Genomic DNA, 12,895 nt, shown 5'->3' with positions numbered 1-12,895 from the left:
AGCACGCCGATAGCTCTCCGGTCAAGGTATTGATCGGAGAGGTGTGGCGTGCATTGAGATAACGAGATGTAAGTTCAGTCTCGGCGAACGAGTATCGGCAGGGCGGACGCCAGAGCTGCGGAGATACCCAATATCGCCGCCATTGCCCAGATGCCGGCAGAGAAGGTCCCTGTCGTCTGCTTGAGCAGTCCGACAAGGTACGGACCTGCGAAGCCGCCGAGCGTGCCGATGGAGTTGATGAACGCCAGTCCCCCCGCAGCTGCGATGCCGGTCAGGAAGCGTGTGGGAATCGTCCAGAAGATCGCGCGCGCCGAACTCACCGCAACCACCGCAAGGCTCAAGCCGACGAGTTCGAGCACGATGCCGTTCGACAAACCCGAGAGCGCGAGTCCCAGGCCGCCCGCAAGGCACGACGCGACGAGATGGAATACGCGTTTTCCGCTTCGATCCACGGCGCGTGCCCAGATGAGCATGCCGATCACGGCCGCGATGTATGGAATAGTGGAGAGCAGGCCGACGTTGACAAGGCTGAAGCCGTGGCCCTTGAGAATCAGCGGCAACCAGATGCCAATGCCATACGAGCCCAGAATGAAGCCGAACTGAACCGCGGCGAGCAGCAACACGCGGCCGTCCTTGAGTGCGGAAAAGAGCGCCTTCTTCGGCTTCTGGCGCGGTTCGCTTTCCAGCATGTGGATGAGTTCGGTGCGCTCCTCCTGCGTGAGCCAGTACGCGTCTTTCGGATCGTCGCGCAGCAGGGCGAACACGGCGAACCCGATCGCGACCGCCGGCAAGCCTTGTACGAGGAACATCCACTGCCAGCCGTGCAAACCGCCGAGTCCTTCCATTTGCAAAAGCAACGCCGACATCGGGCCGCCGAGAATCGAAGACAGCGGCACGCCCAGCATGAAGAACGCGAGCACGCGAACGCGGTATTGCGCTGGGAACCAGCACGCGAGGAAGAAGGTGACGCCAGGGAAGAATCCCGCTTCGGCGATGCCGAGTAAAAGTCGCAGAATGTAGAAACTCGTCGGCCCCTGCACGAGCGCCGTCGCCGCCGAGGCAAGACCCCAGGTGATCATGATGCGCGCGAGCCAGCGCCGCGCACCGTATTTATAGAGCGCGAGGTTGCTCGGGATTTCACAGAGACAATAGCCCGCGAACAGCACACCCGCGCCCCAGCCAAATTGCGCGGGTGTGAGGCCAATATCCTGATTCATCGTCAGCGCGGCAAAGCCGACGCTGGTGCGGTCGATGTAGTTGAAGACGAAGGCAAGCGTCAAAAGCGGAAGCAGACGCCAGGCATTCTTGCGCAGCGCACGTTGCCGGATCGCCATATTGCCGGGACGCTCCGCCGACTGCGTGTCCATTGCCAGTGATTCGGAATGCATGTTGAATCCTTCGATGAAGCCTCGAATGGTCGAAGCCGTGGGTGTCCTGATGAAGCGCTTATGCGTGCGACGCCAGAGCGTCCAACGCGCTTCCAATGCCTTTTGGAAAACGAACGGTGTTGGCCAGCGCTCGCGTGGCTATCATCGAATGTCTCCTTCATTGTTCTGGTATTCCGGCGGAGAAGGGCGCTCCGCCGGTCGCCTGTCGATCAGGACTTTTGCAGCGACTGCGCAACCTTCAGACCGAAGGCCTTGCAGCCCATCGTGCCGCCGAGGTCGGCGGTGCGGCTTTCGGGATTCGCCAGCACGGCGTCGACTGCCGTGTCGATGGCGTCGGCCGCAGCGGTGAAGTTCGCCTTCTGGCGATGCTCGCCGATCCAGCGCAGCAGCATGCTGACCGAGAGAATCATCGAGGTCGGATTGGCCTTGTCCTGATTCTGGATATCTGGCGCAGAACCATGTTGCGCTTGCGCACAGCAGAGCGTGTCGCCTGCCATGACCGAACCGCCAAGCCCCAGGCTGCCCGAGAGTTCCGCGGCCAGATCGCTGATGATGTCGCCATAGAAGTTCGTCGCGACCAGCACGTCGAACTTCTCCGGATTGCGCACGAGGTGAGCGGTCGAAGCATCGACGAGCAGGTCGTTCAGTTCGACTTCGGGGAAATCCCTGGCCACGTTGCGCACGCATTCGAGGAACAGGCCGTCCGTCATGTGGAAGCTGTTCGACTTGTGGATGGCCGTGACCTTCTTCTTGCGCTTCATTGCGAGTTCGAATGCGCGGCGCGCGATGCGTTCGCTGCAATGACGCGTGATCTTGCGCACGGAAAGCGCCATGTCGGGCGACGGCATCATTTCGCCCCAGCCCAGATGCATGTTGCGATCCGGATAGAAGCCTTCGGTCGCTTCGCGCATGATGACGAGGTCCATGCTCTTGCCTTCGCGCATATTCGACGTGAGGAACGCCCGGGTGCGCGACGGCCGCACGTTGGCGTACAGATCGAGGTCGCAGCGGAACGCAGCGGACACGTTGCGGCCGCCTTTTTCCGGCGGCGGATAGTCGGCGTGTGAGACCGTGCCGAGAATCAGGCCGTCGTACGTCGGAGCCTTTTCGAGCACTTCGGGGCGCAGTGTCGTACCGTACTTTTCGAGGCTTGCGAAGCCGATGTCTTCGTAATCGTACTGAAGGCCGAGATCGAAGATCTGGTCGGCCTGGCCGAGCACGTCGATGGATGCAGCGATGATTTCGGGGCCAATGCCGTCGCCGGGGCAAACAAGAATACGCATGATGATTTACTCGGGTTAATTCGCAGGGGGCTGGTGTTCGGCCGACACGGGGCGCGTTTCGCCGCTGTCCGAGAGCGTGCGCGTCGCGTCCTGGCGCGCGTAGATCCAGAGAATCTTCATCGGCTCGGTGTCGGACAGATTGCGGAAGCGGTGCGGCACATTCGGCGGAATGAAAGTCGTATCGAGCGGCTTGAGCTCGTATTCGAGGCCGTCGATGTCGAGAATCGCGTGGCCTTCCACCAGCACCACGCTTTCCTGGCAGTTATGGCTGTGGAACGGGATCTTCACGCCGGGCGCGAACGAGGTATAGCCGGTGATGAAGCTGTCCGAGCCGAGCGATGGGCCGACAAGCGGCGTGGTGCTCGCGCCGCCGCCACGGTCGTACGCGGGCATCTGGTCGGGTTTCAGGAGGGCGGCGCCCGAGGGAGTCTTGATGGTCATGATGGATTCCTGTGGAGACGTTCGTGGGCGGCGGCTCAGGCGGCCGGGCCGATCCAGACGGTCTTGACGTTGGTGAATTCGCGGATGCCCGCGGCGCCCAGTTCGCGGCCATAGCCCGACTGCTTGATGCCGCCAAACGGCAAGCGCGCGTCCGAGGCGACGAGGCCGTTGACGAAGACCGCGCCCGCTTCGATCTGACGCACGAGTGTCTTTGCGCGTTGCAGATCTGCGCTCCACAGCGCCGCGCCCAGACCGAATTCGGTCGCGTTGGCGAGCGCCACGGCTTCATCCGTAGTGGCGACGCGCAGAACGGCTGCGACCGGGCCGAAGGTCTCTTCGACCGCTGCGGCCATATCTGGCGCGACGTGATCGAGCACCGTCGGCGCGTAGAAGAAGCCTGCGCCGTCGATGGCGTGACCACCTGCCTTCAGCACGGCGCCAGCTTCGACCGTGCGCTCGACCTGACGATGCAGTTCGTCGCGCAGATTGCCGCGCGCCATCGGGCCGATCGTCGTGTCGCGCTGCATCGGATCGCCGACCTTGAGCCTAGCGACGCCTGCGCAGAACAGTTCGACAAAACGGTCAGCGATTTTTTCGTCGACGATGAAGCGCTTCGACGAAATGCAGCTTTGGCCCGTGTTCGAGAAACGCGCCTTGACGGCGGCCTTCGCGGCGGCTTCGACGTCGGCATCGGCGAGCACGATGAACGGATCGGAGCCACCGAGTTCGAGCACCTGCTTCTTCATCGCGCGCCCGGCCTGCGAAGCGACCAGCTTGCCCACAGCCGTCGAGCCCGTCAGCGTCACGGCGGCGATGCGCGGATCGTCGATGAGCGCGGCGACGTTTTCCGGCTCGATGAGCAGGGAGGTCATCAGGCCATCGGGTACTTCGGCTTCGGCAAAAACGGAATTGATGACGAGCGCGCATTGCGGCACGTTGCCCGCGTGCTTGAGGATCGAACCGTTGCCGGCGCACAGCGCGGGCGCGGCAAAGCGGATGAACTGCCACAGCGGGTAGTTCCACGGCATGATCGCCAGCACCACGCCGAGCGGGTCGTAGGCGATGTAGCTTTCGCTTGCGTTGCTGGCGACAACTTCGTCGCCAAGATAGTTGCTAGCGTGCTCCGCGTAAAAGCGGCAAGTCCATGCGGACTTTTCGACTTCCGCTTCGGCTTCGGCGATGGGCTTGCCCATTTCCAGCGTGATGAGCGCGGCGATTTCGGCCTTGCGGCGAAGCAGGACTTCGCCCAGGCGCGCGACGGCTGCGGTACGCACGGTCAGCGGCTGCTTTGCCCACGCGCGCTGAGCGATCTGTGCGTTGGCGAGCGCCTGCTCGATCTGTGCGGGCGTCGCCGCATCGAAGCTGGCCACGACCTCTTCTGTGGCGGGGTTCAGAGTGCGAAACATAAAGTCATCCTAAGTAAATTATCAGGGTCGGGATTAGCTCGCCTGGGCGGCGAAGCCATACAGTCGAGCAGGGTTCTCGACCAGAATCTGTTGACGCACGGCGGCCGTATCGGCCCATGCGAGTACGTGGTTGAGCGCGCGGCCTGCGTCTTCGTTGCGGAACGGTTCGACGCGCGAGAGATCGCCATCGCGATGGCTCGCGCTGCCTGTATGCGGCCAGTCGGACGCCCACAGCATGCGGTCGGGACGCGCCTGAATGAGCGCTTGCGCGAAGGGCGCGATATCCGCGTAGTCGGGCGCTTGGCGCGAAGCACGATAGGGCGCGGAAAGCTTCACGTAGACGTTGCCGCCCTTCACGAGCGCCAGCACGGTATCGAAGGCGTCTTTCTGTTCCGGCTGCTTCGGCACGCGTACGCCCGCGAAATGGTCGAGCACGACATGAACCGGCAGAGCACCGATCGTAGGTGCGAGCGCGGCGACGATATCGACATCGGCGTAAATCTGGATCGCCCAGCCAAGCGGCGCGACCGTTTCCGCAGCGCGTTGTAGCTGCGCGAGCGCCACGCTCTGGTCGCGCTGCCCCTTCACTTCGAGATTGAGTCGCACGCCGCGTACGCCTTGCTCATGCATTGCACGGAGTTCGGCGGGTGTGACCGTTTGAGGATCGATGACGGCGACGCCGCGCGCACGCAAGGTGCCGAGATCGCGCAGCGCGGCCAGCATGGCGGCGTTATCGGTGCCGTAGACGCTGGGCTGCACGACCACCACACGCTCGATGCCCAGGCGCGCTTCGAAGCCGAGCAGGTCGGAGACCAGCGCGCGACCCGGCGTGTAAGAGCGATTCGCGGCGAACGGATAGCGCGCGGCGTCGAAGATGTGGACGTGGCAGTCGCAGCTGTCGGACGGGAGCGTGGCGGCGAGTGCGCTGGGATTGTCGAGCGGCGTAGCCGTGGCGTTGGCGGCAGGCGCCGACGTCGACGCCGAGAGCGCGCCAGATGCGCTGGCGCCGGAGCATGCGCCCGACAACGCGAGGCCGCCGACTGCGGCGAGGCTCGCGCCAAGAAGGTTCCTGCGATACATGTGTCTCCCAATGCTTTGTGGCTGCGTTGGTTGGTATTTTATGCATGCATGAAACCATGTAAAGGGTTTTTTGTGGTTTTAAAAGTCCATCAAGGGTAAACGACAAGTGATGAATAACGGACTAGACTACAGGCCGAAGCCCGAATTGGATGCTTTATATATGAATCATTGCGTGGCGGTGGCAGATGTTTGGATCATAGGAATCGTGACTGTCGAATGGTCTTGTAGTGCTGTAAAAATCCATTCAGGTGCATGTGGTACGATTGCGGCAAATTCCCCTTATTCCGACTGCCATGCCCCGCGCCTTAGCCGACGTGCTCGCGACCAATATTCATCAGCACATCACGCAGTCCGGCATGCCGCCCGGCACGCGTTTGCCGGAGCGTCTGCTCGCCGAGCGTTTCAATGTTTCGCGTTCGCCCGTTCGTGAAGCGCTCAAGCGCCTGGCCGGGCAGGCAGTGGTCGCCCCGCATCCGGACGGCGGTTACGCGGTAGCCGAAGGCGTCGAACCTGTTTCAGAAGCCGAAGTCAGCGAAGTAGAAAATGCCGACGCGGGCGAGCAGACCTATCTGGCAATCGCCGAAGACCGGCTCGCAGGCAGGCTGGAAGATCGCATCACCGAAAACGAATTGATGCGTCGCTATGGAATTACGCGCGCACAGCTCAACGCGGTGCTGCGACGGATGGTGCAGGAGGGGTGGATCGAGCGCCGGCCTGGGCATGGCTGGCAGTTCCAGTCGGTGCTCACCTCGTCGGAGACCTATCGACAGGGCTACCGCTATCGACTGCTGATCGAAGCCGCGGGGATTCTGGAACCGACGTTCCAGCTCCAGCGCGAGGCGTTGCTGCGCTGCCGGGCCGAGCAGGAATTGCTCGCCAACGGCGGCGCAAGGACGGCGTCGCCCGCAGCGCTTTTTGACGCGAACAGTCGCCTGCACGAAACCATTGCAGCGTGCTCGGGTAACGTGTTTATTCTCGACGGTCTGCGTCGACTCGATCGACTGCGCAGATTGATGGAGTACCGCAAGGCGGTAGACCGCCATCAGGCCGAGCGTAGGTGCCGCGAACACCTTACGTTGATCGACTTGTTGCTGTCTGACCAGCGGGAGGCCGCCGCTGACTTCATGAAGCTTCACTTGCATAATGCTGTTCGGGAAAAAACATCCGACTAGGGCAGAAGGAATACAGAAGTTACATGGAGATTCTTCGAGCTGACTGAGTCACGCAAACGCACGGCCGTGATGATTTCTCTTGTCGCTCGCCCAGCATTATCAACACGAACTGAGCCGATCTCGATGTGATTCATCGAGAGCTTGCTTAAGTCGTTGACCTCTTTTGCTTAGCCTAGAATGTGTGTTTCATACCGATGCGGACGGCAAGCTGGAAGCTTGACGATGAGGGTGTCATTCCTGTAATCGCAGCAACACTAGGCTGATCGAACGAGTCCGTACCAGCTGCCTTTTCCCCGACTGCTAGGGAATAGATATCAGTGCTTTTCGAGAGAAAGTACATCACGCCGACGCTTGCCGTTGCATATCTCGCGTCATTTTTCCCGTCCACTGAGCCACCGCGCAGGTAGTTCACTTCAGTGCCAACGTCAAACCTCGACGTCATCTGATAGAGCGCGCTCAGTTCGACGTCGTCGAATGTAGCCGTGCCGGTGTATCGGAACGGATTGGGTCCAGCGTTGGAGTCGAGTCCGGCGAAACTGGTGCGCGAGTAAGCGAGTGTGACGGTTGCAGGGTTATGGGCGTAGCTTGCTGCAAGGGCGAGGATGCGCAGTGATCGTGCGGAGGCATAGCCACCGAAGACCGGATTACTCTCTGCGGTGGTGAGTGAGCCTGTCGATCCCATATTGTTGGAAAGTTCTCCGGCGCTGTTTGCGTTTGAGCCGAAGAACGAGGTATTAGGCTTGTCGGCGTCAAGGAAGCCCGCAGCGAATCGGAAGCCCTCGTCCTGAAAGGCCGCGCCGATCGACCAGACGGCATCAGACCCGGGCTCACCGGAGCTGCCTTCGCGACCGATTACGCCGCCAAATTGCCATCCAGAAATAACTGGGGACGTGTACTTCAGGGAGTTGTTAATTCTCCATGTCTTCGACGCATCATCAAGATCACCTGGATGGGAACTCATATATCCTGCCCATTGCTGCGCGGCGAGGGTTGGCGCGTAGAACTGCACTATGGCGCTGTATTGCCGCCCGAGCGTTATCTGACCATATGGCGCCTGGATTCCGGTCCAAGCCTCTCGACCGAAGATCGCGCCACCCTGGCCAGCTGCACCGTTCTGGAGACTGAATCCGTTTTCCAGTCGGATCAGCGCCTTGTATCCGCCGCCGAGATCTTCGAATCCACGCACGCCCAGGCGACTGCCTTGCTGTCCGCCCAAGCTGCCATCGTAAAAAGCCCAACGAGCGACGCCAGTTGGCCTTCTTGCGACCTTGCCGGTCTGCGCATTACTAAGATAGTTAATGCCAGCGTCAGTGATGCCATAAATTTCGATGCTTGATTGAGCGAGCGCGCACGCACTCGGGATCATCAATGCAAATGGTGCAAACCACTTCAAAAGAGTGACTCCAGGTCAAAGCGAGATCTGGATGCGCACAGTGGCGCATCCTGTGTTCGTATGCAACATCCGGGGATGGCGGGCTGATCGGACTGACGCGGTAACGGCTAACTGATCGCTGGCCTTTACGATATTTACGAGATTCGCGAGAGGATCAGCAACGTGACCGTTACCGTGATTGCTCCTCCTATGCGCGTTGCTATTTGCGCGAAGGGCATCAGGCTCATTCGATTGCAGGCGGTAAGGATCGCAACGTCGCCGGTTCCTCCTTGACCACTGTGACACGCGTTGACGATGGCTGTGTCAATGGGGTACATCTTCAGCCATCTGCCGACCACATATCCGGTGCTCATCAGTGCCGCGACGGTGCACGCAATCGTGATCACGTTGGCGACGTTGATTGCCGCCATCAGCTTGTCCCACGGAGTCATGGCGGTGCCGATCGCGAACAGCAGTGGATATGTCACTGCTGTTGAAAAGAACTGATAGACAATCTTCGCCCCGCCTTCGAGGTTTGGTGAGACCAGTCGCGTAATCTTGATGAACACGGCAACGAAGAGCATTGCGACAGGTGCGGGCAGGCCGAGCAATCGGTGACCAAGCAAACCTACGAGGTACAGGCTGATCGCTGTGATTGCGGCTGCAGCTACTGTGCTGACATCTGGTGTCGTCGGCGCGGATTCAAACAGCGGCGATTTGGAAATCTCCAGTGCCGGTTGGAGCGTGCCGCGGCCCGTCAGGTGCGGCCTTTTTTCCCCGATCCAACTGAGCAGCCCCGAGAAGAGAATTGCGCAAAGGCTGCCAATCATGACCGCAGGCAGAACTTCAGCAAAGATCGGCCCCTGGGGAAGCTTCATAATTTCGGAGTAGCCAACCGATAAAGGAATTGCGCCTTCGCCGACACCGCCCGCCATAATCGGGATGACGATATATAGCAAAGTGTGCTTTGTACCCAACCCCAGCAACGTGCCCACAGTCGTCCCGACGATGCCAGCCACGATGGACCCAGCGGCGAGCGGGAAGAAGATCTTGGCGAAGCCACGGATCAAGACCTGTCGATCCATACTAAAAATGCTCCCGACGATGATCGAGGCAATGAACAGGTACATGAAATTGCTGACATTGGTGAAATTGGTCACCATGCCTAGAAGTTTCGCTGGGAGCAATTGATGGAATGCGAGGAATGACGGAAGGAACGTTGCGACGATTGCAGCAGATCCGATCTTGTTAAATATCGGAAGTCGTTTCCCGATCTCAGCGCATGTGAATCCGCAGAGCACCAGCACGGCGATGGCCATGGATATTTCACCCGGCACCTTGCCCGTGGCAACGAAGCCTGCGACTAACGCGAGCAGCAGCAGATAGATTGGGAGGGGGATGATTCCAACCCTGATCTCGACGATCGCCCACCATCCGAATGGCCAGAATGGCGTGCGTTCCGTTTCAGCCTGGTTCGATGCCAGGTCTCGCGTTTGTTGCATTCGTCGTCTCCTTGACTCACTTGATCGCGAACAACAGGTCGCCACGTGGCTGATCTTTCTGAATCACACGCGGCAGGCGAGGGCGCGGTGACGTCATCTGATTGTCCCATTTGGCGTTTTATGATCATAAAACGCAACGCATGAAGTGGCGGATCGGTGTTTACGCCTATATTTATGTGAATTAGACCATTCGAGACCTATTTTCGAACACAAACAATGTGCATTAAGTAATAAATAAAAGCACTTTGATGTGGTGTGTATGTTAATTGTAATTTTGTGCGATTGTTGGTGCGGATCACTGGACTTCCGACCGGAGGTCTGGGAATTTTGAGGCCTGCATGGCCTTGGTCGTCTGACCCGGTTGGGGGCGTCCGTTCGCACTGCGCACGCGACGGCGTTTGCGATGGAAATCTGTTGGAGCGGACTGGGAGCCCGACAGGGTGGAGGAACAACTGGGCGCGATGCGGGAAATAGTGCACAACCGGGACGTCGCGCTGAGGGTAATTCAATCTCTGACAGCGCAGAGAACGGGGGGCGGTGCAATGGACTCGTGGATACAAAGGAAGGAGGCGCGAGTCCTTGCCGTTCCTCTCCGAATGCGCGTCTCTCTTTGGGGCGGGGCTGCAGCGATCGTGCAGTGTGCTGGGAGTGTGATTCGATTTTGGTTAATAGCGTTATGCCTTGCGCAGCCAGGATCGGTCGTCTCCTCATCACTGTGCCAGAGCACGACGCGTCCTTTTTGCTCATCTCCGGGCCGGACTTTACGACGAAGCGCAGGATCCGCAGTGATGTGCGCCTCCTCGACGAGGGGCAGTCGAAATAGTCGAGATCGCCGCCACGCTGGCTGCCAGTTGCGCCCCGGGTTGGATCGCCGAAAAAATATCTTCGTGCAGAATTCTACCGGGCGTTGGGGAGAAAAATCTGTTCAAGCTTGCTGGAGACCCTGCCACGCTTGTTTTAACGCAGCTTTCAGATTAAAAATTCGAGGGGCAAGGAAAGAGAGTGGCCTCTCGAGCAGGGCAGGAGCGTACCGCGCGATCAGGCATATGCGCGCTGATACTCCCGCCCTGTCGTCGAAGCTTCTCGTTCCCGCATCACGTAGAGGAAGCGCCGTGCATGCAGTCTTTGTTGTACGCGGCCTGAAGTTTTGCTTCAGCCTTGTTAAGCAGATGCGGGTAGTTGTTGTCGGACAGACCGGGCTGGTAGCCAACCGATTCGAGTTCCTTAAGTTCGGTATTCAGCTGGCTGTGTGTCACGTTATGTGTGGTCTTGACGAAGGGGTAGGAAGTGCATTCCTGAGGGGATAGCGTTGTGCCCGCGAACGCTGGGGCAGTGACTGCCGCACCGCATAGAAGGATTGCAAATTTCGCGATCTTGTTCATGTTCGTACTCCAAAATAGTTTGCGTGGCTCGAAATTCAATTTCGATATGAAACACCTGTCGCCGTTGATGCGACGTGTGTAGGGTCTTATGAAACCGAGAGTGCTTCCGCTACGCAAGGTTCCGTCGCCTACCGCTGAGGGTAAAAGGGCGGCGATAGAACGCTTGCAAGCTCGTGCGTGCCATTACGAATGGGCGTATACGGTCGAGTTCAGGTAGGCGAGTTGTCCGTCCTGCTCGGCGTGCACGAGGTCGTGATACACCTGAGCACGGGTAGCTTGCGGCACCGCGGTACCGTAAGGGGGGATCCAGTGGCCGGCCTGAGCAGCATTTCCAACGAGCTTGACCTGCGTGATAACAGGGGGATGTGCAGCATAGTTCGGGGACGAAGCAGGAGTCTGCGCAAAGGCGGAGGTGGCGGTTGCGAGGCCAGCAAGAGCGGCAGCTGCGATCATCATTGCTTTCATGATTTGTGTCCTTGGGAGTCAGGTTTCTAACAAGCGGTTCGTCATGTATTGGCTAACCGTTGTGAACAGGATATTCCAGGTGCACTATCAGAAAAGAAGCAGCACTATGAAGAAAATTTAACTTCGTTTAGAGCGAATGCTCAGAAGGCAGACTGTTGCTAGCAGAACTCATTGCCAGCGTTGTGGATAGCTTAGTTGGGGCTGTTATGGTGCGTTATGCGTCAGCAGGCTGCTGGGCTTTGGATTGAATCAAGGCATGGCTGTCGAAATGTGTGTCTGGGACGGTCAACTCACATCCGATGCCATGTAGATCAAGCAGGAATTCGACAAATTTCGTGCTTAAAAGATTGTGCACGAACGCATCGAGGAGAGCAGCGGCGGCGTGCCGGCCGCGAGGCGTTCCGATCGCATGTTCAACGAACATGGTGCGTTCCTTGAGCAGGCGCAAATGCATTGCAGGTGCAATTGCACGCTCGAGCCGGTGTCGGTCCGCCGCAATAACATACGCTGATGATCTTGCCATGTCTAACAGATCAGCAAACGTAGGAACGCGTCGGATCGTTGCAAACTCCAGCGAATGGCTGAGATAGAGGTCATGTACGCTGTTTCGTTCGACGACAATGCGAGTCGATTGTTGATCGACCTGATCATTGCGGTAGATCCCAGAACAGGCTGGTACTGCGTAGGCAGCCGGGAGCAGAAGATACGGGCGGGTCAAGGTCACGCGCTGAGCCCGCGCGTGGTCTCTCGCGATCAGCGCAATGTCCCATTCGTCACGCTCAGCGGCCGCGTAGGCAGCACCTGCTGATTCATACACGACAAACTCTGGCGGCGTGTGCAGCAGCGTGGCGAGATGTCGAGCGATTTCAACACCTAGTCCCGCAAACGAGCCGGGTAGATCTGCTTTCCGAACGAGCAGATCGTTGCTCAGGTTCAGCGCAACCCGCAATGCACCCGCTCCTGTGAGCTCAGTGATCGCCGTGCGTGTCATTGCGGAATTCAACGCGGTGGTGCTGTTGTGTCTCATCAAGGCAATGAAGTCTGGCGGCGGGGGGCAGACTCAGGAGAGTTATTGATGGGGCGCAGTCAGTAACATCCCCAATGAGCGCTACCCAGCGGCTTGTGCTGGTCGTCTCACAGTAGTTTTGCCGTGTGGATATGTCGGTCAGCCGAATGTAGATTCAGGCGATGAGTTCCCGAAAACAATAACCTCCTCGGCCATCATGCGTTCTTTAACTGTAGTCCTATGTAAATCTATGGGAGCTGGGAACGCTGAAAGCTTCAAAGATGCATAGACATGACACTGCAAGAGCAGACGAATCGCTGGAGGAGGAGTCCAGTAAGCACCAGCCAGTGCCCGATCCGTCTGGGAGGATAATGCACTATGTGATCATAAAACGCAAT

Annotated in this window: 11 protein-coding genes; 1 reads left to right on the top strand and 10 read right to left on the bottom strand. The window is 58.9% G+C overall.

What is annotated here, in order from left to right; genetic code table 11:
* Positions 1–74: 74 nt before the first annotated feature.
* The 5 genes from U5782_RS03200 to U5782_RS03180 all read right to left on the bottom strand — a co-directional run bounded on the left by U5782_RS03200 (position 75) and on the right by U5782_RS03180 (position 5,598).
* Positions 75–1,388 (bottom strand): MFS transporter, encoded by a 1,314-nt coding sequence (locus U5782_RS03200; RefSeq protein WP_321887230.1) that lies wholly within the window; start codon positions 1,386–1,388, stop codon positions 75–77.
* Between the two features lie 209 nt (positions 1,389–1,597).
* Entirely contained in the window at positions 1,598–2,671 is a 1,074-nt protein-coding gene (locus U5782_RS03195; protein ID WP_321887231.1) for an isocitrate/isopropylmalate dehydrogenase family protein, read from the bottom strand.
* Between the two features lie 15 nt (positions 2,672–2,686).
* Complete coding sequence (locus tag U5782_RS03190) at positions 2,687–3,112, bottom strand: cupin domain-containing protein (protein WP_321887232.1); 426 nt, start codon at positions 3,110–3,112, stop codon at positions 2,687–2,689.
* 35 nt (positions 3,113–3,147) lie between these two features.
* Positions 3,148–4,518 (bottom strand): NAD-dependent succinate-semialdehyde dehydrogenase, encoded by a 1,371-nt coding sequence (locus U5782_RS03185; RefSeq protein WP_321887233.1) that lies wholly within the window; start codon positions 4,516–4,518, stop codon positions 3,148–3,150.
* A gap of 33 nt (positions 4,519–4,551) precedes the next feature.
* On the bottom strand, positions 4,552–5,598 hold the full coding sequence (locus tag U5782_RS03180; RefSeq protein ID WP_321887234.1) for an amidohydrolase family protein: 1,047 nt from the start codon (positions 5,596–5,598) through the stop codon (positions 4,552–4,554).
* 293 nt (positions 5,599–5,891) lie between these two features.
* Here U5782_RS03180 and U5782_RS03175 point away from each other — a divergent pair, with 293 nt between their 5' ends.
* Complete coding sequence (locus U5782_RS03175; protein ID WP_322019400.1) at positions 5,892–6,770, top strand: GntR family transcriptional regulator; 879 nt, start codon at positions 5,892–5,894, stop codon at positions 6,768–6,770.
* A gap of 172 nt (positions 6,771–6,942) precedes the next feature.
* Here U5782_RS03175 and U5782_RS03170 read toward each other — a convergent pair whose 3' ends face one another.
* The 5 genes from U5782_RS03170 to U5782_RS03150 form a co-directional block, all read right to left on the bottom strand.
* Entirely contained in the window at positions 6,943–8,163 is a 1,221-nt protein-coding gene (locus tag U5782_RS03170) for a porin (RefSeq protein ID WP_321887237.1), read from the bottom strand.
* Positions 8,164–8,297: 134 nt separating this feature from the next.
* Complete coding sequence (locus tag U5782_RS03165) at positions 8,298–9,644, bottom strand: 2-hydroxycarboxylate transporter family protein (RefSeq protein WP_321887238.1); 1,347 nt, start codon at positions 9,642–9,644, stop codon at positions 8,298–8,300.
* 1,094 nt (positions 9,645–10,738) lie between these two features.
* Positions 10,739–11,026 carry a DUF4148 domain-containing protein gene (locus U5782_RS03160; RefSeq protein WP_408585705.1) on the bottom strand — a complete coding sequence of 96 codons (288 nt, stop codon included), beginning with the start codon at positions 11,024–11,026 and terminating at the stop codon, positions 10,739–10,741.
* Positions 11,027–11,209: 183 nt separating this feature from the next.
* Positions 11,210–11,491 (bottom strand): DUF4148 domain-containing protein, encoded by a 282-nt coding sequence (locus tag U5782_RS03155; protein WP_321817095.1) that lies wholly within the window; start codon positions 11,489–11,491, stop codon positions 11,210–11,212.
* Between the two features lie 214 nt (positions 11,492–11,705).
* Positions 11,706–12,482 (bottom strand): transporter substrate-binding domain-containing protein, encoded by a 777-nt coding sequence (locus tag U5782_RS03150; protein ID WP_321887239.1) that lies wholly within the window; start codon positions 12,480–12,482, stop codon positions 11,706–11,708.
* Positions 12,483–12,895: the final 413 nt, after the last annotated feature.

Source organism: Paraburkholderia sp. J67 (assembly GCF_905220265.1).
GTDB lineage: Bacteria > Pseudomonadota > Gammaproteobacteria > Burkholderiales > Burkholderiaceae > Paraburkholderia.
Note: the sequence above shows the minus strand (reverse complement) of the source record. Positions and strands in the feature narration are given on the sequence as shown.

Coding starts and splice junctions, on each gene's coding strand:
- U5782_RS03200 (WP_321887230.1), bottom strand. CDS start 1,388: ATGCATTCCGAATCACTGGCAATGGACACGCAGTCGGCGGAGCGTCCC.
- U5782_RS03195 (WP_321887231.1), bottom strand. CDS start 2,671: ATGCGTATTCTTGTTTGCCCCGGCGACGGCATTGGCCCCGAAATCATC.
- U5782_RS03190 (WP_321887232.1), bottom strand. CDS start 3,112: ATGACCATCAAGACTCCCTCGGGCGCCGCCCTCCTGAAACCCGACCAG.
- U5782_RS03185 (WP_321887233.1), bottom strand. CDS start 4,518: ATGTTTCGCACTCTGAACCCCGCCACAGAAGAGGTCGTGGCCAGCTTC.
- U5782_RS03180 (WP_321887234.1), bottom strand. CDS start 5,598: ATGTATCGCAGGAACCTTCTTGGCGCGAGCCTCGCCGCAGTCGGCGGC.
- U5782_RS03175 (WP_322019400.1), top strand. CDS start 5,892: ATGCCCCGCGCCTTAGCCGACGTGCTCGCGACCAATATTCATCAGCAC.
- U5782_RS03165 (WP_321887238.1), bottom strand. CDS start 9,644: ATGCAACAAACGCGAGACCTGGCATCGAACCAGGCTGAAACGGAACGC.
- U5782_RS03160 (WP_408585705.1), bottom strand. CDS start 11,026: ATGAACAAGATCGCGAAATTTGCAATCCTTCTATGCGGTGCGGCAGTC.
- U5782_RS03155 (WP_321817095.1), bottom strand. CDS start 11,491: ATGAAAGCAATGATGATCGCAGCTGCCGCTCTTGCTGGCCTCGCAACC.
- U5782_RS03150 (WP_321887239.1), bottom strand. CDS start 12,482: ATGACACGCACGGCGATCACTGAGCTCACAGGAGCGGGTGCATTGCGG.